A 25,275-nucleotide genomic window follows, 5' to 3' on the forward strand; every position below is an offset into this window, starting at 1 on the left:
AAAAAGAAAAGCCCTGTTTTCAAAAGAAAACAGGGCTTGGATAATTCAAATAAACAAAAACATATACATTAATTGTACCCTGGGTTTTGTTCGTATAAACCTGGGTTTGATAAAATTTCTTGTAATGGAATTGGATAAATTAATGAATTTGGATCTATCCCTCTTAATGCATTTTCATCATCTACTTCTGTTTTCCAATTATTAAGAATGTTAATCGCGTTTCCTGTTCGATATAAATCAAACCAACGATTTCCTTCTGCAAAAAACTCTTTTTGACGTTCTTGAAATAATTCTTCAAGAGTAACATTTACCGCATCTGCGGGTAAGCCTGCACGCTCTCTAACCTTATTTATAATAAAATCTACGTCTGCTTGAGCACCTCCACCTCCTTGTAAGGTGCATTCTGCCATAAGCATTAAAATATCTGTATATCGAAGTACCATAAAATCTACTCCCCAATCTGTTCTGCTATCTCCATACCGGGTCACATCAGCATATTTTGAATAAACAGGACGATCATATGAACCTTCCCATCTTCCCTCATCTACTACGTAAGAATCTACGATACCAAACTCTGCTCTCAAATCTCCCTCTGCAAAGCTGCTTCTTAAATCAGGTGAGACAAATCTACCTTCTGAAGCCCCTTGAGCTGAAAGACCTAAAGAAGCAAAATAAGAGTCTGCCCCAATATGTTCAGACATGAAATTTGTTCCCACACTATTTCCAGTACTTTCTAAAAAAGGAATGACAAATACATTCTCAGTATTTTGAGTTCCTTCGGTTCGAAAAATTCTACTGTATTCTTCTTCTAATTGAAATTGACCACTATTTCTTATATCATTTAATTGTTGGTAGGCTAAATTCCATTCTCCTGAATTTAATCCTGGACCATCTATTCCATAAGTTTCACTAGATCTGGTCATATACACTAAGGCTAAAATACCTTTGGCTGCATATTTTGAAACTCTTCCATAATTCTCATCGTCATAACTTTCTGGTAAATTTTCTACTGCGAATTTTAAATCTTCAATAACGAGTTGATAAATATTTTCTACAGAAGATCTTGGTATTTTTGCAGCTTCTTGAGGTGATACTGTTCGATCTAATAATGGAACGGGGCCAAACCATCGGATAAGATCGAAATAGCAAAATGCTCTCATAAAATGAGCTTCAGCTCTAATATTAAGACGTATATCTGTATCGATTATCACTTGACCATTTTCATCTAACTTTTCTAGTAATTGGTTTACTTTGTAGATAGTATTATAATTGGTAGCATAGGCCTCTTCGATAAAGCCATTAGCTGTAATAGAGGTATAGAAGTTATGGATTTCTGACCATGCATAGTTTACATCTGGCACTGTATAAATATTATCTGATCTTGTTTCACTTAAATTCATTAAACGAGTAGGATATGAATATAAGCCTGAAGAATAGGTTGCGTTTCTCGCCTGCTCAAAATCATTTTGGTTAGCATAAAAACTTTCCGTTGTTCCGTATGATAATGGCACTTGATCTAAATCTGACTCACAAGCCATTAGTACCATTAAAAATGAGAAGTATATAATTTTTTTCATAATCTTTACTTTAGAAATTAAAATTTAATCCTACAATTAATGTTTTAGCTATAGGTGCTCCACCGTAATCTGCTGGAACAGGAAATCTTCCATCATTACTTGCGGGAGCATTAGTTGCCTCTGGATTAAATCCGCTGTAATCTGTCCAATACAACCAGTTTTCTGCGGTAGCATAAATTCTAGCTCCTGAAATTCTTTCTCCAAAGTATTCAGACATATCGAAGCCTAAAGTTATATTTCTTAAACTGATGTAATCAGAATCATAAACCCAAGAACTATTAACGATATAACCAAAACTAGTTTTCCAATTACCTTGAACATTTGGATTTACATCTAAATGATTTTCACCAGAAGACATGCCTGTTCTATTAATAGCACGATCTAAAAGACTTATCACTTTACCTCCATTTTGACCTTGTAATAAGATATTTAAATCGAACTTTTTGTATTTAAAGGTATTGGTTATTCCCCAGTTAATTTTAGGAAAAGGGCTTCCTATATCTACTCGATCATCTGCAGTTATTACTCCATCTCCATTTTGATCTACATATTTAGGATCTCCTAGAACGGGTTCGCCTCCTCCATAAGTTGCTGCTCCATTAGCTATATCTTGAGCTGTTAAAACACCATCTTGCTGTATTGTATGGATTTGATACATAGGTTTCCCTTTTTCTAAAAGTACAAATGGTATATTACTATATCCTGAAGTAACTTCTATACGATCTTGATCAGGACCTAAAGCTAAAACTTCATTTCTATTATGGCTGGCATTTATAGATGTTTTCCATTGAAAATTATCTTGAATAATATTATAAGTCGTTAATTCAAATTCAATTCCGTCATTTCTAACTCTTCCAATATTATCTAAATAACTTGAAAAACCCGAAGCCTGAGCTGCTGGAACTTTTAATAATAACTTTGAATTTTCTTTTCTATAAAGGTTTAATGTGGTAGTAATACGGCCTTTCAATAAGCCAAAATCCAATCCAAAATTAATACTTTCAGATTCTTCCCAGCTTATTGCGTCATTGGGTATGTTACCTACTCCTGATCCTGGAACAGAAGAATCACCAATAACGTAATTACTAGAGGTCAATCTTGATCTCCAAGCATATGGTCCAATATTATTACTACCATTTATACCGTAGCTAGCTCTAAGTTTCAATTCACTTAGCCAAGTTGAATTTTTCAAAAAAGATTCTTCACTAATTCTCCAGCCCGCAGAAATAGCTGGAAATAAACCCCATCGGTTCTCTGGACCAAATTTAGATGAACCATCTGTTCTTAAACTTAATGATAAAAGATACTTTTCTTGAAAATCATATTGTAATCTTGAAAAATAAGATATCATTACATTCTTAGAAGAGTTAGTATTACCTGTCGATCCATCAGGAAGTGTGTAAATACCAAATCTAGTATAACGGTTACCTGAACTTAAACTAGAAGATGTAATTGAGTATTTATTATAGGAGTGCCCTACTAAAAAATTAAAGTTATGATTACCAAAAGAATTTACATAATTCAAAGTATTTTCATTCACTAAATTTTGTTTTCTATAGGTGCCATAACCTCCTCTTATACTTTCTAAATTATCATTAGGTAAGTAAGACTCAGAAGTTCTATCTGTATTATCAAAATTAAATGAACTTCTTAGCGTTAACCCATTAAATATTTGATAATTAATAAAAGTTGTGAATAAATTTCTAAACATACTTCCTTTTCCAGTACGATTTAGCCTTGGTAAAGGATCGGTATTACTACTTCCCCAATCATATCTAGTAGTATATAATTCTCCTGCCTCATTTGGTGTACTTTCCATCAAAGGAGTAGTAGATAAAGTTTTATGTAATGTATTATCTTTTCCTTCTAAACCAGGATCATTTTTTATAGAGTATGAGGGTGCTAAATTAACTCCCATAGAAAGTTTATCTGTAATATTTGCTGTAATATTTGCGCGTGCACTAAATTGCTCAAAATCAGTATTTATAATATAACCTTCATTTTTTTGATAATTTCCAGAAACATAATAATTGATATCTTCTGTCGCTCCAGATACCGATAATTGATAATTTTGAAATACTCCTGTTCTAAAGATTCGATCTTGCCAATCGATAACATTTAAATCTCCATAACCTTCCATATCCCAACGAGGATCATACATATAACTAGTATTAAACTCAGTTGGTGCTAATAAATCATTACCTTCTTGTAGTTGAAATTGATTAAATACTTCTCTTCTTTGATCAATACTTTGGTTTACATTTGCTCCTGGAATACCTGAATTCATCCATTGCTTATCAATCATGGTTTTAGCACGATCAATCCATTCATCGGCATTTAACATATCAACTCTCTTTGCTTCTTTAGATATACCTCCATATGTATTTAAAGTAAATTTTGGTTTACCCATTTTTCCTTTTTTAGTAGTTACAATAACAACCCCATTAGAAGCTCTAGAACCATAAATTGCAGCGGCTGCAGCATCTTTTAAAACTTCAATAGATTCTATATCATTAGGATTGATGTTGTCTAGCGGACTACCGTTACTAAAATTACCATTAGAATTTACTCCATTTGTTTCTACAGGAAAACCATCTATTACATATAATGGTTCATTACCAGCGGATATAGAACCAGTCCCTCTTATTCTAATACTAAGTGGACTCCCTGGCATTCCGCTAGTCTGCTGAACATTAACACCGGCCATTTGCCCTATTAAACCTTGATCAACTCTTGTAATAGGCCTTTCTGCAAAATTTTCAGCATCTAAAGAACCTACAGAACCAGTTGTGAGTTTGCGCTTTTGTGTACCATATCCAACCACCACTACTTCATCTAATTCAGCACTATCAGACTCCATCACTACATCGTAAGTACTTTCAGCACCTATCTTTTTCTCAATCGTTTTCGTACCTACATATGAAAAAAGAATAAGATCACCTTCAGAAGCTTGTAAAGAGTAATTTCCATCAAAATCACTTTGCGTACCTTGGCTGGTTCCTTTAATTAAAATGTTAACTCCTGGAAGTGGAACATTATTTTCATCTTGTACCGTACCTGATACCGTTTTATTTTGAGCTTGAATCGAAAAAGTAATTATCGATAACAAACCACAAAAAATAATTTTAAGTATAACGTGTTTCATACTGCTAATTGATTAAATTGTTCACAATTATTTAACACTCAAATATATTTTGATTAAAATTTATTAGTGTCCTGTACTGTACTGTTGAAATTTAAAAGAATACAATTAGACTGGAATTATATTATATATTTCTAAATATTAAGGTATTATTTTAAATAAAACACAAAAAAAAGCAAGCTAAAATAGCTTGCTTTTTTACTAGTGACCCCGGCAGGATTCAAACCTGCAACCCTCAGAGCCGAAATCTGATGCGCTATTCAGTTGCGCCACGGGGCCAATACTGTTAATTATGCTACAAAGGTAGCTTTTAAAAAATTATTTAGATAATTTATTTTTAACAACAATAGAAATGGTTTTTCCATCTGCTTTACCAGCGAGTTCTTTAGAAGCTAAGCCCATTACTTTGCCCATATCTTTCATACCTTCTGCTCCGCTTTCATTAATAATCGCTTCTACTTTAATTGCTATTTCTGCTTCGCTTAATTGTTCTGGTAAAAACTGAGCGATAACTTCTGCTTGCTTAATTTCAGGCTCTACTAAATCTTCTCTATTTTGCTCTTTATAAAGTGCAGCACTATCTTTACGTTGCTTGACTAATTTCTGAACAATTTTAATCTCTTCTTCTTCAGATAAGTCTTGCTGACTATTTTCTGTTTTTGCCAATAAAATAGCCCCCTTAATTGCTCTTAAAGCTTCTAAAGCTGTCGAATCTTTTGCTTTCATCGCAGCTTTCATTTGCGTCATGACGTCTTTTTCTAAACTCATAAATAGAAAATTATTTGTGATACGAAGATACTAATCTCCACTAAAAAACCCGAAGTTTATTTATGCAAAACTTCGGGTTTTTATTATTTTTTAGAACCTCTACTTTTAATCTACATTATCGTGTAAAAAAGAATTATTAGTTCTAAATGTAACTTCATCATTATTATCTTTCCCTAAAGAAGTTCTAGATATTTTCTCGTTGGTTGGAGATTGGTTATTATTAATATCGATGCCCGCTCTTTTATAGGCTGGCTGCTTTTCTATCTCGTCTATATTATTATTATTTCTAAATTTATAGTTGAAATTTTTCATTCTTGCTCTACGCTCTGCTGCTCTCGCTATCAAGTCTTCTGAAATAGGATTCTCAAAAGGGTCTATCTCTTCTGAATCTTGTTCTTGAGGGGCTTGCTTTTGCTCCTGCTGTATTTCTCTTTTTTCTACCTTAAATTCTTCTACTTTTGGAGAGGGATTAGCTTGAGATGGTGTGGTAGATTTAGATGTTGGTTTTGCACTCTCCATTCGCTCTTCCAATTCCATGTAATCTTCTAACGAATATCTTTTTTCTCCATTTTGATGTTGCACTGAAGAACCTATTTCAATTTCGCTATTTACTTTTGCATTTTTTGTTTCAACTTCCTCCTCTTCTAAACTGAAATAAACTTTATGTTCATCTTCTTCCGCTTGATTTTTTACTTCAGTATCAATTTCATTTGAGTGATCTTCTGATTTATCATCATTCAAAGGAAAATCGAAAGTAAACATAGAAGTTTGGTCTTCATCTTCTACTTGAGGGCTTATTTCTTGAGGTTCATTAACTTCAAAATCATTGATTTCTTGATCTGCATCTATAATTACAAAATCTTCTTCGTGATAGCTTATATCTTCATAAGAAACATCGATATTTTTAATTAACTCTGAAGTTGGAATTAAATCCATCTCATTTCTAGGCGTACTTGGTTTAGGAGTTGGTTTTTCTTCTACCTCTTCTTCTAACGTATGCACTATTTTATTTTGCGCTGCCGTTTTGTTTTGTAGCGGAGTATGCTGTCTAGGTGTGGTTTGATTAGGCGTTAGGTTATGAACTGCTTTTTGTTCGTCTTCTAACGTATGAATAATCTTTTTGGTTTCTGTATTTACAATTACATTTTGCTGTTCAAGGTCGAAACCTGTTGCTATAATGGTTACAGAAATAGATTCTTCTAAACTTTCATCGTCACCAACACCCATAATAATATTGGCACTATGGCCTGCTTCACCTTGAATGTGATCGTTGATTTCTCCTATCTCATCGATGGTAATTTCTTCTGAACCAGAAACTATTAATAGCAATACGTTTTTAGCACCACTAATTTTATTATCGTTTAATAGAGGTGAATCTAATGCTTTTGCGATGGCTTCTTGCGCTCTATTACTACCTGATGCGGTTGCAGAACCCATAATTGCAGTACCACTATTACTCAATACCGTTTTTGCATCTCGCAAGTCAATATTTTGTGTGTAGTGGTGTGTAATTACTTCTGCAATACCTCTAGAAGCTGTGGCCAGCACTTCATCAGCTTTAGAGAATCCTGCTTTAAAACCTAAATTACCATAGACATCTCTAAGTTTATTGTTGTTAATAACAATGAGAGAGTCTACATTTTTTCTTAAACGTTCTACACCTAACTGCGCTTGTTCATTACGCATTTTCCCTTCAAATTGAAAAGGAATGGTAACGATACCTACCGTTAGAATATCCATATCTTTAGCTTGCTTTGCGATAATTGGCGCTGCACCAGTACCGGTACCTCCACCCATTCCTGCAGTGATAAATACCATTTTGGTATTTTTATCTAACAGGGTTTTTAAATCGTCAAAACTTTCTAAAGCAGCTTTTTCTCCAATTTCAGGATTTGCTCCCGCTCCTAATCCTTCAGTTAAATTTACACCTAACTGAACTTTAATAGGCACAGGGCTGTTTTCTAAGGCTTGAGAATCTGTATTACACACTACAAAGTCTACACCGTTAATTCCTTGGTGAAACATATGGTTTATAGCGTTAGATCCACCACCGCCTACGCCAATCACTTTAATGACGTTAGATTGATTTTTTGGTAAATCAAATGAAATGTCGAATTCTGTGCTGCTCATAATTCTATAATTTTCGGTTTTAATGTCTTTATTTCTTTTTCTAGCTTTTTATTCTGCGTTGTCTAAAAAATCTTTAAAATCGTCAAACCATTTTTCAAAAATGTTTTTGCGATGTTTTTTAGGCTTTGTATATTTTTCTTCTTGTTCCTCTTCTTCTACTTCTTCCGCTAACTCTTCATTTACATCTTGTTGAGGCGCTTCTATAGGCTGCTCTACGAAAGGCTTCGTTTCTGGCTGGATTTGCTCTTCTTTTTCGGCTTCAACTATATCTTCATTTTTCAGTTGTTGGTTTTTCTCTAAACTATTTAAGACCAAACCTACGGCTGTCGCATACATTGGACTTGTTGTTTCAGGATCACTATTGCCAGCTAAATGTTCATTAGGGTAACCAATACGAGTATCCATCCCAGTAATATATTCTACTAATTGTTTCAGGTGTTTTAACTGTGCACCACCACCTGTAATTACAATTCCGGCTATTAATTTTTTCTTTTGCTCGTCGTGACCGTAATTTTTAATTTCTAAAAAGACCTGCTCAATAATTTCTACGACTCTAAAATGAATGACTTTAGACAGGTTTTTTAACGTAATTTCTTTTGGCTCTCTTCCTCGTAAACCAGGAATAGAAACAATCTCGTTGTCTTTATTTTCTCCTGGCCAAGCAGAACCAAATTTTACTTTTAATAATTCGGCTTGCTTTTCAATGATAGAGCAACCTTCTTTAATGTCTTCTGTAATCACATTTCCGCCGAAAGGAATCACAGCTGTATGCCGAATAATGCCATCTTTAAAAATGGCTAAATCTGTGGTTCCGCCACCTATATCTATTAAGGCTACTCCCGCTTCTTTCTCTTCTTGACTCAATACGGCATTTGCAGAGGCTAAAGGCTCTAGCGTTACTCCAAACAATTCTAATCCAGAACTTTTTACACAACGGCCAATATTTCTAATAGATGAAATTTGCCCTACAACTACATGAAAATTAGCTTCTAATCTACCGCCATACATACCGATAGGTTCAGAAATTTCAGCTTGACCATCTACTTTATATTCTTGAGGTAGTACGTGAATAATTTCTTCTCCAGGAAGCATTACCAATTTATGCACCTGATTACAAAGCATGTCGATATCTTTTACCGATATCACTTCATCTGGATTTGCTCTAGTGATATAATCGCTATGTTGTAGGCTTCTAATGTGCTGCCCAGCGATACCAACTACTACTCCATCAATAGCTACACCAGAATTAGCTTCCGCTTCTTGTACGGCTTGCTGAATTGATTGTATAGTTTGTGTTATGTTATTAACTACGCCTCTATGGACTCCTAAACTTTTAGACTTCCCGATACCGAGAATTTCCATTTTACCGTATTCATTATTACGGCCAACCATGGCTACAATTTTAGTGGTTCCAATATCAAGTCCTACTGCAATATCTTTATCTTTCATAGTCAAAATAATCTCACTTTTTGGTACAAACAACCTGATTATCAAACTGAAGACTTACGCTTTGGTAAGCATCTAGTTTTTCATCTTTCATCGCCTTTTTGTAAAAAGCTTTGAAATTTTTAATTTTAAATTCTAAATTCTCTATTTTTCCTAACTCTACTTCAAAATCTATGACCCTTAAACCTAGCTTATAATTACCATTTTCACTTTTTGAAATTAATGTAATATGTTCTTTTAGAAACATATCTTCTTTAATTTTCAAAAGTAAGGGGTAAACTTCAGAAATATCTTCTTCTTTTAAACCTGTTACTATTGGTACTCTGGCTGAATATATAGTAGAAAGCGGCATTTTTTTACTTTGTGTATCTATATAAAATGACTCACTACCATATACTCTAGCTAAGGGTTTACGTTGAGTTATAGTTGCAATAAGCTTTTTATTGATAGTTAAATAAACGTCTGCTTGTTTAATCATTGCATGCTTATCTAACTTAATTTCTAAATCATTCAAATTTAATATTTCTTTTTCACTATTTTCCAGTGTATCTTCTTTCACTTCTAACAACTTATAAATCTCATTTTCAGTCACATACAAGTTATCACCATTGGTAAATTCAATTTTCACCTCTGAAATTCTTCTAGTTGCGTTTCTTTTGGAAGAAAAACTGTATAAAAATACAACCAACGCCAATAATGCAAAAGCTTTTATATAACTCCAATTAACTTTCACGATTTAACTCAACTTTAATGGTTTCTACTTCATTTCCTATATCTCCAGCACCCATCATTACTATCACTTCTGCTGAAGATGCTTTTATATTTTCACTTAATTTTTCTCTTGAGACTAGTGCCTTTTTTTCGTTTAAAATTTTGTCTAATAACATTTGAGAATTTACTCCTTCGATAGGTAGTTCTCTTGCTGGGTAAATATCCATCAAAAGCACCTCGTCAAACTTAGATAAACTTGCCGCAAAATCGTCTGCAAAATCTTTAGTTCTACTGAATAAATGTGGTTGAAAAACCGCTAATACTTTTTTACCAGCATGCATTTCTCGTACTGCTTGATGTACTGCCAAAATCTCTTCTGGATGATGTGCATAATCTTCAATTAAAACTTTCGCTTCGGTTTTTAGGTGATAAGTAAATCTTCGCTCAACTCCTTTAAAACTTTTTAATGCATTTTTTAGTAATTCACCTTTTACTCCAAACTTTAAAGCCATAGCAAGTGCTGTTGCTGCATTTGTTAAATTATGCTTGCCTGGCAAGCTAAATTCTAGGTCTTTAATCGTTTCTTGCGGAGAAACAAAATCGAAACGATAAGAGCCATTCTGCACCTTTACATTTGCAACTTTGTAATCGGCTTCTTCTTCTACAGCTATTGAATTTCCTTTTAAGTCTAATCCTTTTTTATAAAAGAAATTAGATTTATCTTCTACCTTTTCAGCAAAGCTCAAAAAGGTTCTTTTTAATTCTTCTGTTTCTCCATAAATATCTAAATGATCTGCATCCATCGAAGTTATGGCGGCTATTGTTGGGTGAAGGTGTAAAAACGAACGATCAAATTCATCTGCTTCTACGACAACAGCTTGGTGCCCATCATTGATAAAATTGGTATGGTAATTTTCACTTATCCCGCCTAAAAAAGCGGTAAGCTTAACGCCAGATTGTTTCAAAATATGTGCTAAGATGGCAGTAGTAGTAGTTTTACCGTGGGTACCAGCTACTGCGAGTGTAGGAAAATCTTTTGTAATCATCCCAAGAACTTCTGCTCTCTTCTTGATCTCAAATTCATTGTTTTTGAAATATTGAAACAATTCATTTTCCTGTGAAACTGCCGGCGTATAAACGACCAGCGTATTTTCTTTATTTGTAAAAGAAGTTGGTAAGCTATCTTTGCTAGCTGTAAAACTTACTACAACCCCTTCTTCTGCTAACTTTTTAGTGATTTTACTAGGTGTTTTATCATAACCACCTACTTGCTTATTTTGCTGTACAAAATACCGAGCCAAAGCGCTCATACCAATGCCGCCAACGCCAATAAAATAAATATTTTGTATGTTTTTAAATAAGCTCATTTTATTCTTTAACTATAATGATGTTATTTTGAATCTAGTTCAGAGTAACTTTTATTTTTTAATTAGTTTTTCTATTTCATCTACAATATCTTTAGTAGCATTTGGTTTGGCTAAGGTTAAGATATTTGTTGCTAATTTTTGCTGAAGCGTTGCTGAATTTAATAATGCTGAAAATTCTTGTTGAAATTTTTCTTCCAATTGTGTTTCTTTCAACATTAATGCCGCATCTTCTTTCACTAGACTTAATGCATTTTTAGCCTGATGATCTTCAGCAACATTTGGCGATGGAATAAATAACACTGGTTTTGCTACCATACACAGTTCACTCACCGATCCTGCTCCCGCTCTAGAAATAATTATATCTGCAGCACTATACGCTAAATCCATTCGGTTTAAAAATTCATGCACTTGAATAGTCTTCGATTGATACTTTTTGTACTTCTCGAAATACAGTTTTCCTGTTTGCCAAACGACCTGCAAACTGTTTTCTTCAAAATAAGTCAAATTAGCTTCTACCAATTCATTAATGCGCTTAGCTCCTAAACTACCGCCAAGAATTAAAATTGTTTTTTTATTGGGTACGAGTTTAAAAAAAGCTTGCGCTTCATTTTCTTTATGAGCAATTTCGATAAGATCTTGTCGAACTGGGTTTCCTGTAAATTTTATCTTTTCTTTCGGAAAGAAGTTCTCCATTCCTGCATAGGCCACACAAATTTTATTGGCTTGATTGGCCAACCATTTATTGGTGATGCCGGCAAACGAATTTTGCTCTTGCAATACCGTAGGTATATTTTTTTGATTCGCAACTTTCAATAAAGGTCCGCTCGCAAAACCGCCAGTACCCACAACTACATCGGGCTGAAAGTTTTTGATAATTTTTCTAGATTTGCGTAAACTGCTGAATAATTTAAAAGGAAAAGCTAGGTTTTGAAGGGTTAATTTACGTTGAATTCCGCTAATCCATAATCCTTCAATTTGATAACCTGCTTGCGGAATTTTTTGCATTTCCATACGGTCTTGTGCTCCCACAAATAAAAATTCAGCATTGGGATGACGTCTTTTTAGCTCATCTGCAATAGCGACCGCTGGGTAAATATGACCGCCAGTTCCGCCTCCTGATAGTATGAATTTTAATTTTCTCATATGGCTTCACTCAAAATTTCTAACGGATTATCGTTATTATCTTCAATTGAATTATTTTCTTCTTCTTGTTTTTTAATTTCTTCTCGTTTTGCAGCTACACTTTGTACAATACCAAGGGCTAAACACGTCATCCAAATAGAGGACCCACCGCTACTAATAAGCGGAAGTGTTTGTCCTGTTACCGGAAACAATTCTACGGCTACTGCCATATTAATTAAGGCTTGAACAATAATTGGTAAACCCACAGCAATGACTACTAGCTTTCCAAACACAGTGGGGGCTTTAGTTGAAATAATCACTAACCTAAACAAAATAAATAGGTAAGCTAACATTACTCCAAAAGCGCCTATAAGTCCCATTTCTTCTACAATAATTGCATAAATAAAATCTGAAGAAGACTGAGGTAGAAAATTACGCTGAATACTTTTCCCTATTCCTTCTCCTGCTATGCCGCCTCTTGCTATGGCTATTTTTGCTCTTTCAATCTGATAATCTGCTTCTGTATCTTCTCCACTTACAAAATTTTCTACCCTGCTAATCCAAGTATCTACTCGGTTAGGAAAAACTCCTGGAAAAGCTTTTGCAGACAGCACAAATAATGACAAGATTAAAATTCCGGAACCTAAAATAATTCCGATATATTTTAAAGGATAGCCGCCTAAAAAAACCAAAGCAATCACCATTAAAAAAAGAATAGCCGTAGTAGAAAAATTAGCTGGCAAAATTAACATTAAAATTGCACCTACCGGCAACCAAAGTGGCAAAATTGTTTCTTTAAACTGAAGTTCTTTGTTTTGAATTTTTGATAAATACCTTGCTACATAAATCATTAAAATAACAGAAGCCAAGGTTGATGTTTGAAAGGTTTTATTGATAATAGGAATAGTAATCCATCTACTAGCGTTTGCCCCTCCAATAGTGGTTCCTTGAGCCAAGGTATATACTAATAAGCCCACTACTACAGGAATCATTAAAATAGACAAACCTTTAAAGTAGTGGTAAGGAATACGATGTACAGCATACACAATTACAAAACCTAAAAATAAATGTACAAAATGTGTAATTAAGTATTTAAAAGTATCTCCATCACCGTATAAATAGGCCAAATTACTACTGGCACTATATACAGGTATAAAAGAGAATATAGCCAAAAGCGCTGCTGCTGCCCAAATAGCTTTATCTCCCTTTAGATAAGAAAATATATGATTTGATGATATGTTATCTTTTAATGCCACTAATGATCTATAAGTCTCTTACATTATTTTTAAATTGTCTCCCGCGGTCTTCATAATTTTCGAATAAATCAAAACTGGCGCAAGCTGGAGAAAGTAAAACCGTATCTCCTGATTTTCCTAATTGATAAGCTAATTGAACCGCTTCTTTCATTGATTGTGTTTCTACAAAATTTTCTACACAATTACCAAAAACCTCTTTAATACGAGCATTATCTACACCCAAACAAATCACAGCTTTTACTTTTTCATTTACTAAAGGCAATAATTCTTCATATTTATTACCTTTATCTACTCCACCTACGATCCAAATTGTTTCAGCGGAAACACTCTCTAAGGCATAATACGTTGCGTTAATATTAGTCGCTTTAGAATCATTAATATACTGTACATTATTAATTTTCAATACTCTCTCTAAGCGATGCTCTACTCCTTGAAAACTTCCCATACTCTCGCGTATGATTTGTTTTTTTATTTTTAAAAGCTGCGCTACGGTAGAAGCTGCCATTGCATTTTTAGTATTATGCTCTCCCTTCAATGCTAAATCTTCTCTTGCCATAATAAACTCATTATCTACTATTCTTACTACAATATTTTGCTCATCTGCATACGCTCCTTCTTTTACTTTCTTTTGGAAAGTTAACGGCAGTTTTTTTGCTTTTACATCAAATTTCTCTATCCATTCTGCGATGGTTGGATTATCTGCATCATAGATAAAATAATCATTTTCTGTTTGATTCTTTATAATTCTAAATTTAGAAGCAATATAATTTTCATATTTATAATTATACCGATCTAAATGATCTGGTGTGATATTGGTTAAAACCGCTATATGAGGTTTAAAATCTTCTATCCCATCTAACTGAAAACTACTAAGTTCTAACACATAAAAATCGGCTTGGTTTTTCAAAACCGCTTTTGCAAAACTATCTCCTATATTTCCAGCTAAGGCTACATTTACTCCCGCATTCTCCAACACATAATCTACCCACGTTGCGGTGGTAGTTTTACCATTGCTACCAGTAATACCAATTAGATTAGCTTTGGTAAATGCCGAAGCAAATTCAATTTCAGAAATTACTGGAATTTCCTTTTGAAAAAGCTTTTGTACTATTTCTACTTTTTCAGGAATACCAGGACTTTTCATCACCACATTCGCATTTAAAATAAGGGCTTCTGTATGCTTTTCTTCTTCCCAATCTATGTCATTACTTACGAGAACTTCTTTATATTTCTGGGCAATTTTGCCTTTATCTGAAACAAAAACTTCATAGCCTTTTGCCTTACCTAATAATGCGGTTCCTACCCCACTTTCTCCACCACCAAGCACTACTAATCTTTTCAATTTATCTTAATTTTAAAGTTATAATGGTAAGCACTGCTAGAAAAATCCCTACAACCCAAAATCTCACTACAATTTTACTTTCGTGATGACCTTTTTTCTGATAATGATGATGCAAGGGAGACATAAGAAATACACGTCTTCCTACACCAAATCGCTTTCTTGTATATTTAAACCAACCTACTTGCAGCACTACTGATAAATTTTCAATTAAAAAAATTCCGCAGAGAATAGGGATTAGCAATTCTTTTCTAGTTGCTATCGCCAATACTGCTATAATACCACCAATCGTTAAACTACCCGTATCACCCATAAACACTTGCGCTGGATACGTATTATACCATAGAAAACCTACCAAGGCTCCCGCAAAAGCAGCGATATAAACCGTCATTTCTCCTGAATGCGGAATATTCATGACGTTTAAATAATCTGAAAAAATAATATTTCCAGAAACCCACGCAAAAAGCCCTAAAGTAAGAACGATGATGGCTGAAGATCCTGCCGCTAAACCATCTATCCCATCGGTTAGATTGGCACCATTAGAAACAGCGGTGACAATAAAAATAACGATAGGAATAAAAATGATCCACGCATATTTTGCATAGTCTGGATCTATCCAAGTAATTAAACTAGAATAGTCAAACTCATTGTTTTTAACAAAAGGAATGGTGGTTTTAGTCGATTTTTTTTCGGTTTCAAAGTTATTCGTCTTCGCATCTGTAATTTCTTCTTTAACCACATCTGTTTTCACCTGCTCTTTTATAGTAATGTCTTGATGAAAATACATAGTTGCTCCTACGATAATCCCTAAGCCTACCTGACCAATTATTTTAAACTTTCCTTGTAAACCTTCTTTATTTTTTTTGAATATTTTAATGTAATCATCAATAAACCCGATAACCCCCATCCACAAAGTGGTCACAATTAGCAACCAAACGTAAACATTGTCTAACTTCGCAAAAAGCAATACTGGAATTAGCGTTGCCATGATGATAATTAGCCCACCCATGGTTGGTGTACCCGCTTTCTCTGACTGACCTCGAAGGCCTAAATCACGAACACTCTCACCAACTTGTTTTTTTAATAAGTAGCCAATAATTCTTTTCCCAAAGATGGTAGAGATTAATAGAGAAATAATAATCGCTAAGGCTGCACGAAATGAGATAAACTCAAATATCTGCGCTCCAGGCAAATTATATTGATCTTCTAAAAATTGAAACAGGTAGTATAACATGTTCTAGTTTTTCCTTTTTATTACTTCTCTAATTGTGCTAAGAATTCTTTTACGATTTTCATATCATCAAAATCTGAGCGCACTCCATTTACTTCTTGATAAGTTTCATGCCCTTTTCCCGCAATTAAAATAATATCGTTAGGTGCAGCCATTACACAGGCCGTTTTAATAGCTTGCCTTCTACTGGTAACAGCAATTACTTTTTTTGTGTTTTGAGGTTCTACTCCAGCTACTACCTCTTCGATAATTTCATCAGGGTCTTCTGTTCTAGGGTTATCGCTAGTCAAGATTACTTTTGTACTTAATTCTGAAGCGATATGCCCCATTTTTGGTCGTTTGGTTTTATCACGATCACCACCGCAACCCACTACCGTAATCAATTCTTCATTTTTAGTACGAATAGCATTTATAGTTTCTAATACATTTTTTAGCGCATCAGGGGTATGAGCGTAATCTACAATTGCCGCAATTTTATGATCTGAAATAAAATACTGAAACCTACCACTTACTGCTGTTAAACTACTCATTAGCTTTAAATTTTCTAATTCATTTAAACCTAATAAATCTGCCGTACCGAAAATGGCCGCTAGATTATAAGCATTAAAATTACCTACCAGTTTACTCCAAATTTCATTTCCGTTTAACTTCAACAATAAACCTCCAAAACTATTTTCTAGAATTTGAGCTTTATAATCTGTCATTGTTTTTAAACCGTAGGTATATGTTTTAGCTTTTGTATTTTGAAGCATTATCGCTCCATTTTTATCGTCTGCATTGGTTAATGCAAAGGCTTCTTTCGGCAATTCATCAAAAAATCGCTTTTTCACATCTCTATATGCTGCAAAACTGTGGTGATAATCTAAATGATCATGCGACAGATTTGTGAATATTCCTCCTACAAAAGTTAATCCGCTAGTACGGTGCTGATCAATTCCGTGAGAACTTACTTCCATAAAGCAAAATTCTACTCCAGCATGATTCATTTCTGCCAAATATTTATTTATAGAAATAGAGTCTGGTGTTGTTAACTTTGTAGCATATTCTTTTTCACCCACTTTTATAGCTACCGTTGAAATTAAGCCAACTTTAAAACCCGCTTTAGAAAATAACTGATACAGTAATGTTGATATCGTGGTTTTACCATTAGTACCGGTTACCCCTACTAATTTTAAATTCTCTGAAGGGTTTCCGTAATAGTTACTCGCCATTAAGGCTAATGCTTTTTTAGAATTTTTTACTTGAACATACGTAATTCCGCTAATTTGTGTTGCTGGTATTTGCTCACAAACAATAGCTAAAGCTCCTTGATTTTGAGCTTGTTCAATATATTGGTGCCCATCAGATAAAGCTCCACGAATGGCTACAAAAACATCATTAAGCGCCACTTTTCTCGAATCAAAATTTAAGTTAGTGATTGCCATACTGGTATCACCTATTACTTTTTCAATAGAAACTTTATAGAGTATGTCTTTTAACTGTATCAAATTGAAGAAATTAAAATTTGCTGATTTGGTTTTACTTTTTGTCCTTTTTCGATGGATTGCTTTTTAATATTCCCTAAACCGTTTAGTTTTACTTTTAAGCCTAAGTTTTCAAGAATAGCAACTGCATCCATAGCCGGAAGGCCTTTAACATCTGGAACGATGGTTTTATATTTTTGGGCTACTGCGAAGTATTTTTCAAAATCTTTATTCACCTTTTTGTTAGTAGATTCTAGTTCTTCAATTTCATCTACATTAGGGGTGTCTATATAAATTTTTTGAGCGATAGTTTTGAACACAGGTCCAGCTACAATATTTCCGTAATAACCGATACTTCTATCGGGTTTACTAATCACTACAATGCAAGAATATTTAGGGTGATCTGCTGGAAAATAACCTGCAAAAGAAGCAATATATTCTGAACCACTTTTACCAGCCCCATAACCTGTTAAACAAGTACCGGTTTTTCCTGCCATCGAAAAACTTTCTGTATAAATATTAGCAGCTGTTCCTCGCTTTACGGTTTTCTTCATCATTTCACGAACCTTACTCGCTGTTTCTTTAGAGCATACCGAGTTTTGAACCACGGGCTGACTATAATCGTAAACAATACGATCTCTACTTCTCACCTCTTTGATTAGCCTAGGCTTAATCATAATTCCGTCATTAGCAATCGCATTATAAAACGCTAATGTTTGTAATGGTGTAATGGAAACTCCATACCCAAAAGACATCCAAGGCAAGGTAGTGCCATACCAATTACTATCGTCTGGATGCGGTATTTTAGGGGTTCCTTCACCTTTTATTTCTAATCCTATTTTCTTATTAAGCCCCATATAATCTAACCGATTCACGAAAGCTTCAGGGTCGTTTTTATAGCTTTCATAAATAAACTTTGAAAAAGCTGTATTAGAAGAAACTTCAAAAGCTCTTGCTACTGAAATTTTACCATACCCCCCACGATGAGAATCACGTACCACGCGATCGTAATATTTAATAGTCCCGTCTTCTGTATCTACAACATCTGCAGTATCTATCACTTTATCTTCTAACGCCGCCACCATAGACATGAGCTTAAATGTACTACCTGGCTCGTGAGATTCCCAAATTGCATAATTTCTCTTCTCGTAATATTTTCCCTCATCGGTGCGCCCTAAATTTGCCATGGCTTTAATTTCACCGGTTTGGGTCTCCATCACCACCACAGTACCATGATCTGCCTGAAAGCGCTCTAACTGAGAAAGCAATGCATGGTGTGCTATGTCTTGAATATTAATATCTATAGTTGAAACGACATCTAAACCATCTTCTGGCTCTCGCTCATTTTCATCACTAATTGGCTTCCATTGTCCCTGAGCTATTTTTTGTTTTAGACGATGCCCATCTTTTCCTTTTAAATATTCATCATAAGCTCCTTCTAAACCAGCTTGCCCATGCCCCACTGTTCGTTCTCCTATCTTACCAAGCGGGCGTTCTCTTACCGTGCGTTGTTCTGAAATAAAACCACCTTTATAAGCCCCTAAACGAAACATTGGAAACGATTTAATTTTCACATATTGAGAATACCCCAACCCCCTAGCCACTAAAAAATACCTATTTTTATTAGCACGGGCTCTTCTTAAGACATTTATGTAATAAGACTGAGGTCTACCTAGCATTCCTGAAAGCTCTTTTGCCAATGGCTTTAAGTACAAATCAAAATTTTCTTGAGAAACAGTTAAGGCATCAAAACGAATATCATACTCAGGTACTGAAGTAGCTAACAAGTTTCTATCTGTATCATAAAGATTACCCCTATTAGCAGGAATAGTGAAATTTTTAAAAACACGCTTATCCGAAAGCTCTTTATACTTTTCGCCTTCAGAAATTTGAATATTCACCAATTTAAAAACAATCAAAATTGCAAACAACAGTATTCCCCCAGCAATGAGGTAAAGTCTATACAATATGTTTTTTTCTGATCCCAAAAACTACTTCTGTTTTAAAATAACTATTTTTTGAGGAGGAGTTTTAGAAAGCCCCAACCCAGTACCATCTAATTGTTTTAAGATGGTAGACTCCATTTTAAGACGCATTAAATTTTTTTCTAAATCCACATGCTCACTTCTTAACTCTCTAACTTCTTTATTAATTTTAGCGATTTGATGTACTTTTCTTTCGGCGCTATGCGAACAAGCAATCATAACAATAGCTAATGCGGTACAAAAAAGAATAAAACTCCAGTTTTTTAGCGCATCATCACTGATCAAAAATTTACCTTTAAAAATATCGTAAACTCCTTTTTTCATTGCTCGTTAGATTCGCTCTCCTATTCTTAATTTCGCACTCCTCGCTCGATTATTTTGTTTAATTTCTTGTTCTTTAGGCACGATTAACTTCCCTACTTTTTTAAATGGAACTTCCACCCGACCAAAAACATCTTTTTCTGGCTCTCCTTCAAAAAGACCATTTCTAATATATCTTTTCACCAAACGATCTTCTAAAGAATGGTAAGAGATTAAACTTATACGCCCCCCTTTTTCTAAGACTTGTTCTGTTTGTTGTAAAAAATCTTTTAATACTTCAATCTCTTGATTTACTTCAATACGAATGGCTTGATAAATCTGAGCTAAAATTTTAAATTCTCTATACTTAAACAAATGCGGCATTAACAATTCTTTTAACTGATCGCCAGTTTCTATAGGTCGTTCACTTCGTTCTTCTACAATTACTCGCGCCAATTTTGGTGAATTTTTCAATTCGCCATATTGATAAAAAACTGAACGCAACTGCTCTTCAGAATAGGTATTTATTACCTCATAAGCACTTAGCTTTTCCTTCTGATTCATACGCATATCGAGCTTCGAATCAAACCGTGTAGAAAAACCACGCTCTGCTACATCAAACTGATGAGAAGAAACACCAAAATCACCCAACACACCGTCTACCTTCTTACATCCATAAAACCGTAAAAACTGTCTTAAAAATTTAAAATTTTCAGGGATAAGCGTAAAACGTTTATCATCAATTTTATTTTGTTTAGCATCAGGATCTTGATCAAAAGCAAACAATTTTCCGTTTTCATTTAATCGGCTAAGAATTTCACGAGAATGCCCTCCTCCTCCAAACGTAACATCTACATATACACCATTTGGCTTAATATTTAAACCATCAACTGTTTCTTTTAATAATACTGGATTATGATATTCCAAATTCTTCATCAAGTCCTCCCATTACTTCTTCTGCCAAATCTGCAAAGTCATCTGTTGCATCTTCAATAGCAGCTTCATATTTATTTTTATCCCAAATCTCCACGATATTCACCGCAGAAGACAACACGATTTCTTTTTGAAGTTCAGCAAAATTTAAAAGATCTTTCGGTACCAAAAGTCGGCCATTAGCATCTACTTCTACCATTTTCACTCCTGCTGTAAACCTTCTTATAAAATCGTTATTTTTCTTTTTAAAGCGATTAAGTGAGTTTACTTTTTTCATTAAAGCATTCCACTCACTCATTGGATACAATTCTATACATGGCTGAAATACAGCTCTCTTCAAAACAAAACCATCTTCTAGCATAGGTAGAAGTTGTGATTTCAATTTTGAAGGAACCATCAATCGACCTTTCGCATCGATTTTACATTCATATGATCCAATTAAGTTTACCACGTCAAGAATTCTTAATTCAAAGATATTGAAAATATTACCACTTTTTACCACATTCTACCACATTGTTGATAAGTTTTGATTCCTATACAGTATCAAAATCGCGAAACCCCCTAAAATTACTGACAAACAGCAGGTTAAAAAAAGTGTAATGAAGTGGGGTGATTAATTGTGAACAAGCTCAAAACTATAAGATTAAAAATCTATTCTTTATCGGGTCACAATAATTATTCATTCTTAAACAATAATCTCTATATTTGTGTTTGCTAACCGCAATTCTCATTAATGAAAGAAGAAATTAAATCTGAAGGAAAGTTTAATTATATCGAAAAAGGAGAAGGCACTCCAATAATTATCCTACATGGTTTAATGGGAGGTTTAAGTAACTTTGACGGTGTAGCACAATTTTTTCCAGAAAACGGTTATAAAGTTGTGATTCCTGAACTTCCACTATACTCCATGCCACTTTTAAAAACAAGTGTAAGTAACTTTGCTAAATACATCAAGGAGTTTATCGACTTTAAAAATTACTCAGAAGTAATTTTATTAGGAAATTCTCTTGGAGGCCATATTGCTTTATTAACCACAAAACTGTATCCTGAAAAAATTAAAGGCTTAGTGATTACTGGAAGTTCTGGTCTTTATGAAAGTGCCATGGGAGAAAGTTATCCTAAACGCGGCGACTACGAGTACATTAAGAAAAAAGCGGAAAATGTTTTTTACGATCCTGCGGTTGCTACCAAAGAAATTGTAGATGATGTGTATGCTACTGTTAATAACAGAAATAAGCTAATCAAAACTTTAGCGATTGCTAAAAGTGCCATTAGACATAATATGGCCAAAGATTTACCTAAAATGAATACCGAAACTTGTATTATTTGGGGTAAACAAGACCATGTTACACCACCAGACGTAGCGGAAGACTTTTATAGATTACTCCCAAACTCTAAATTATACTGGATCGATAAATGTGGTCATGCAGCCATGATGGAGCACCCCAAAAAATTCAATAAATTGTTTCACCATTGGTTAAAAGACAAGCAGCTGTAAGAAATGGAAATTAAATCTGCCAAGTTTGTAATTAGCAACAGTGACGTTAAAAAATGTCCTGAGAGCAATTTACCAGAATATGCTTTTATAGGAAGAAGTAATGTTGGTAAGTCTTCTTTAATCAATATGTTAACCAAGCGAAAAAGCTTGGCTAAAACTTCTGGAAGACCTGGAAAAACTCAGCTCATTAATCATTTTCTAATCAATGAAAATTGGCATCTTGTAGATTTACCAGGCTATGGCTACGCAAGAGTTAGCAAGAAAGACAAAAAAACATTTCAAAAATTTATTACCGATTATTTTAAGGATAGAAAGCAGTTAATTTCAGCATTTATTTTAGTTGATTCTCGTCATGAACCACAAAAAATAGATTTAGAATTTATGCAATGGTTAGGCGAAAACATGATTCCGTTTGCGATTATTTTCACTAAAGCAGATAAGTTAAAACCTAATGCACTAGAACGAAATGTAGAAGATTATCAGAAAAAATTATTAGAAACTTGGGCGAGCGTGCCTCCTTATTTTATTTCTTCATCTTCTAAAGAAATTGGTAGAGATGAAATTATTAATTATATTGAAGAGGTTAATAACTCACTTTAAAAATCTTATTTTTAAATTCTGAGCATTAAAAACATTATTGCGGAGAAATTTTAACACGTAATAAATATGTCTAAAACTCCTCCACTTTCTATGTTGTTTAAATATTTATTGAGTTCATTTAAACAATTTGTGTTTATTAATAGTTATAAAATACTAAGAACACCTTTATATTTTCAGATTTTAAATAAATTCACCACCACTTACTACTCTTTATTCAATTCTAATTTTTCAGCAAAATAAGCACAGAAATCTTTCATGGTTTCCATCATTTTCTCATCTTCAGTCGCTCTGTAAAAAGTATCACTTAACGCTACTAAAGTTTGGTGAAAGAAAACTTTCATTTCATCTACAGGCATATCTTTAGTCCACAAATCTATACGTAAGGTTTCCTGCTGCTTGCTGTCCCAAAGTGAAAGTAGCATCGCTTTTGCCTCTTCATGATCGATACCACCATCTTGAGCCGTCCAATTTAAAGCTTCAGGAACATTATTTTCATCTACTTCTACTTGTATTTTTATTTCAGATTTTTTATTTGCCATGCTTATGGTTTTCTAGGTTTATAATTTGATTGTTTAAAAATAGTTTCGGCATCTAACTGCAATACTTCAGCCAAAGAAACCTCGGGATTTTTAGCTGCAAATTGTTTTACAATTTGCCACCCCATATATTGTCCTAATTGTGACGGACTTTCATTGTCTAATTGTAATCTAAATTTTGAAAAAGGCGCCAAATTAATAAACCGCTGTTCTAATTCATTATCTGTATCATATAGCAATTCATGCTCTATAAAATAACGCCATATTTGCTCTTCATTAGTATGTGCCCAAGTTATTTCTTTAGAAGTATAGCCCATGCGCTGTGCCTCAGAAAAATTGGGAATTAGTTGATCTTTTACATATAAAAGTTTACCATAATAGATCATAGACGCCAAAAAAGTTCTTCCTTCAGGTTGAGGGGTAAACTTTTTAGCATAGGCTGTAGCGATATCGGGAATAATTTGTTCTTTTCTTAATTTTTTCTTTAAATACGACTGTAAGCCTATATAAAATTTATGCTCTTCTCCTAAATACGTATCTAAAGAAACTAACACCACAGTATCTGTGACTATTGTTTGATGACGATAATCTACTTCTGAAGTTACGGTAATTACTTTTGGCACTTGGAACTGCGGAAAATAATACTTAAGATGCTGAAAAAGATTCTCTAAGGCTTCTTGCTGCTCAAATTCAGGAAACGCTTTAAGGGTTTCTCTATTTAATTCTTGCTGGATGGTATCGTTTATCATCTTCACCCAAACCGAATCTGCATATTGTTTTGGGAATAATAATGGATACTCTCTCTTTAACTTCGGAATATCTTCTGGCGTAGCTTCAGCAAAAACTTTATCAAAACGATCTACCGCTACATTAACAGGAATTTTAGCAATCTCTTCTTCTATCTTCTCGCTATCATTTTTACAACTTGTTATGAAATTAATTATCAATAATAAATAGATAATATTTTTGAGCATAGACTTATTCTTACAATTGGTTTTAACGCGCTTTCGTATTTATAATTATACTTAAAAGCTTATTTTTGCTGCAAAGGTAATTTATAAACTTAAAACATTCGTCCATGCAAGCTGAAAAAGTAGTAGAACATATTGTACACTGGTTAAAAAATTATGCGGTAAAAGCCAATGTAAATGGTTTTGTAATTGGTATTAGTGGCGGAATTGACTCTGCTGTAACCTCTACGCTTTGTGCAAAAACAGGATTAAAAGTTAAATGTTTAGAAATGCCTATTCATCAAGCTGAAAACCAAGTGAGTCGTGGTGCTAGGCATATAGAATGGTTAACCAAAAATTTTGAACACGCTGAAAAACAACATGTAAATCTAACTCCTGTTTTTGATAGTTTACTGGAAACCTTACCAAAGGTCGAAAATGAAGAAAATCGCTTTATGGCTTTAGCTAACACACGCGCCAGATTACGAATGACTTCTCTTTATTATTTTGCAGGTTTAGAAGGACTGTTGGTCGCTGGAACCGGAAATAAAGTAGAAGATTTTGGCGTTGGTTTTTATACCAAGTACGGTGACGGCGGTGTAGATTTGAGTCCGATAGCCGACTTATTAAAAACTGAAGTTTTTGAAATTGCAGCACATTTAGGGATTCATGATGAAATTTTAAAAGCTGCGCCTACCGATGGATTATGGGGTGACGATCGTACCGATGAAGACCAAATTGGAGCTACCTATCCAGAATTAGAATGGGCGATGCATATGGACGATTTAGGAAAAACTGCCGATCACTTTACTGACCGAAAATTAGAAGTTTTTAAAATTTATAAAAAACTAAATAGTGCCAATCAACATAAAATGCAGCCTATACCAGTTTGTGAGATTCCGCTAAATCTGAAGAAATAAT

At 34.0% G+C, this 25,275-nt stretch carries 21 protein-coding genes and 1 tRNA gene; 3 read left to right on the forward strand and 19 right to left on the reverse strand.

The window, feature by feature from the left end:
- Positions 1-68: 68 nt before the first annotated feature.
- The 17 genes from KW502_RS12580 to mraZ all read right to left on the reverse strand — a co-directional run bounded on the left by KW502_RS12580 (position 69) and on the right by mraZ (position 21,221).
- Positions 69-1,577 (reverse strand): RagB/SusD family nutrient uptake outer membrane protein, encoded by a 1,509-nt coding sequence (locus tag KW502_RS12580; RefSeq protein ID WP_219040910.1) that lies wholly within the window; start codon positions 1,575-1,577, stop codon positions 69-71.
- A gap of 10 nt (positions 1,578-1,587) precedes the next feature.
- Positions 1,588-4,722: a SusC/RagA family TonB-linked outer membrane protein gene (locus KW502_RS12585; RefSeq protein ID WP_219040911.1), complete on the reverse strand. Its 3,135-nt coding sequence runs from the start codon at positions 4,720-4,722 to the stop codon at positions 1,588-1,590.
- A 202-nt stretch (positions 4,723-4,924) separates the two neighbouring features.
- Positions 4,925-4,998: transfer RNA gene (locus tag KW502_RS12590), tRNA-Arg, on the reverse strand.
- Between the two features lie 39 nt (positions 4,999-5,037).
- Complete coding sequence (locus KW502_RS12595) at positions 5,038-5,487, reverse strand: GatB/YqeY domain-containing protein (protein WP_219040912.1); 450 nt, start codon at positions 5,485-5,487, stop codon at positions 5,038-5,040.
- A gap of 105 nt (positions 5,488-5,592) precedes the next feature.
- Positions 5,593-7,617 (reverse strand): cell division protein FtsZ, encoded by a 2,025-nt coding sequence (gene ftsZ / locus KW502_RS12600; RefSeq protein ID WP_219040913.1) that lies wholly within the window; start codon positions 7,615-7,617, stop codon positions 5,593-5,595.
- A gap of 48 nt (positions 7,618-7,665) precedes the next feature.
- Entirely contained in the window at positions 7,666-9,066 is a 1,401-nt protein-coding gene (ftsA, locus tag KW502_RS12605; protein WP_219040914.1) for a cell division protein FtsA, read from the reverse strand.
- A 13-nt stretch (positions 9,067-9,079) separates the two neighbouring features.
- On the reverse strand, positions 9,080-9,796 hold the full coding sequence (locus tag KW502_RS12610; RefSeq protein WP_219040915.1) for a cell division protein FtsQ/DivIB: 717 nt from the start codon (positions 9,794-9,796) through the stop codon (positions 9,080-9,082).
- Positions 9,786-11,141 carry a UDP-N-acetylmuramate--L-alanine ligase gene (gene murC, locus KW502_RS12615; RefSeq protein ID WP_219040916.1) on the reverse strand — a complete coding sequence of 452 codons (1,356 nt, stop codon included), beginning with the start codon at positions 11,139-11,141 and terminating at the stop codon, positions 9,786-9,788. The genes KW502_RS12610 and murC overlap by 11 nt, the downstream gene beginning before the upstream one ends.
- 51 nt (positions 11,142-11,192) lie before the next feature.
- Positions 11,193-12,284, reverse strand: a complete 1,092-nt coding sequence (gene murG / locus KW502_RS12620) for an undecaprenyldiphospho-muramoylpentapeptide beta-N-acetylglucosaminyltransferase (RefSeq protein ID WP_219040917.1) — start codon at positions 12,282-12,284, stop codon at positions 11,193-11,195.
- Entirely contained in the window at positions 12,281-13,519 is a 1,239-nt protein-coding gene (locus tag KW502_RS12625; RefSeq protein WP_369412532.1) for an FtsW/RodA/SpoVE family cell cycle protein, read from the reverse strand. Before KW502_RS12625 ends, murG begins: the two co-directional genes overlap by 4 nt.
- 7 nt (positions 13,520-13,526) lie before the next feature.
- Positions 13,527-14,861, reverse strand: a complete 1,335-nt coding sequence (gene murD / locus KW502_RS12630; RefSeq protein ID WP_219040918.1) for a UDP-N-acetylmuramoyl-L-alanine--D-glutamate ligase — start codon at positions 14,859-14,861, stop codon at positions 13,527-13,529.
- A 1-nt stretch (position 14,862) separates the two neighbouring features.
- Positions 14,863-16,092, reverse strand: a complete 1,230-nt coding sequence (mraY, locus tag KW502_RS12635) for a phospho-N-acetylmuramoyl-pentapeptide-transferase (RefSeq protein WP_219040919.1) — start codon at positions 16,090-16,092, stop codon at positions 14,863-14,865.
- A 20-nt stretch (positions 16,093-16,112) separates the two neighbouring features.
- Positions 16,113-17,576, reverse strand: a complete 1,464-nt coding sequence (locus KW502_RS12640) for a UDP-N-acetylmuramoyl-L-alanyl-D-glutamate--2,6-diaminopimelate ligase (RefSeq protein WP_219040920.1) — start codon at positions 17,574-17,576, stop codon at positions 16,113-16,115.
- On the reverse strand, positions 17,573-19,540 hold the full coding sequence (locus KW502_RS12645) for a PASTA domain-containing penicillin-binding protein (protein ID WP_219040921.1): 1,968 nt from the start codon (positions 19,538-19,540) through the stop codon (positions 17,573-17,575). Before KW502_RS12645 ends, KW502_RS12640 begins: the two co-directional genes overlap by 4 nt.
- A gap of 3 nt (positions 19,541-19,543) precedes the next feature.
- A complete protein-coding gene (locus KW502_RS12650; protein ID WP_219040922.1) occupies positions 19,544-19,861 on the reverse strand; it encodes an FtsL-like putative cell division protein in 318 nt (105 codons plus the stop codon).
- Positions 19,862-19,867: 6 nt separating this feature from the next.
- On the reverse strand, positions 19,868-20,764 hold the full coding sequence (gene rsmH / locus KW502_RS12655) for a 16S rRNA (cytosine(1402)-N(4))-methyltransferase RsmH (protein WP_219040964.1): 897 nt from the start codon (positions 20,762-20,764) through the stop codon (positions 19,868-19,870).
- Positions 20,751-21,221, reverse strand: a complete 471-nt coding sequence (gene mraZ / locus KW502_RS12660) for a division/cell wall cluster transcriptional repressor MraZ (protein WP_219040923.1) — start codon at positions 21,219-21,221, stop codon at positions 20,751-20,753. The genes rsmH and mraZ overlap by 14 nt, the downstream gene beginning before the upstream one ends.
- 282 nt (positions 21,222-21,503) lie before the next feature.
- Between mraZ and KW502_RS12665 the strand changes: the two genes are divergently transcribed.
- Both KW502_RS12665 and yihA read left to right on the forward strand, forming a co-directional pair.
- Entirely contained in the window at positions 21,504-22,268 is a 765-nt protein-coding gene (locus KW502_RS12665) for an alpha/beta fold hydrolase (RefSeq protein WP_219040924.1), read from the forward strand.
- A gap of 3 nt (positions 22,269-22,271) precedes the next feature.
- Positions 22,272-22,868 carry a ribosome biogenesis GTP-binding protein YihA/YsxC gene (yihA, locus tag KW502_RS12670; protein ID WP_219040925.1) on the forward strand — a complete coding sequence of 199 codons (597 nt, stop codon included), beginning with the start codon at positions 22,272-22,274 and terminating at the stop codon, positions 22,866-22,868.
- Between the two features lie 203 nt (positions 22,869-23,071).
- Here yihA and gldC read toward each other — a convergent pair whose 3' ends face one another.
- A complete protein-coding gene (gldC, locus tag KW502_RS12675) occupies positions 23,072-23,407 on the reverse strand; it encodes a gliding motility protein GldC (RefSeq protein WP_219040926.1) in 336 nt (111 codons plus the stop codon).
- A 2-nt stretch (positions 23,408-23,409) separates the two neighbouring features.
- Positions 23,410-24,378, reverse strand: coding sequence for a gliding motility lipoprotein GldB (gldB, locus tag KW502_RS12680; protein ID WP_219040927.1), 969 nt, complete (start codon positions 24,376-24,378; stop codon positions 23,410-23,412).
- A 104-nt stretch (positions 24,379-24,482) separates the two neighbouring features.
- On the opposite strand from gldB, the gene nadE reads away from it, so the two are divergent.
- The gene (gene nadE / locus KW502_RS12685) at positions 24,483-25,274 is read left to right on the forward strand and encodes an NAD(+) synthase (RefSeq protein WP_219040928.1); all 792 of its coding nucleotides are present in this window, start codon (positions 24,483-24,485) and stop codon (positions 25,272-25,274) included.
- The last annotated feature ends 1 nt before the right edge of the window (position 25,275 follow it).

This window comes from Mesonia aestuariivivens, assembly GCF_019311235.1.
GTDB classification, from domain to species: Bacteria; Bacteroidota; Bacteroidia; order Flavobacteriales; family Flavobacteriaceae; genus Mesonia; species Mesonia aestuariivivens.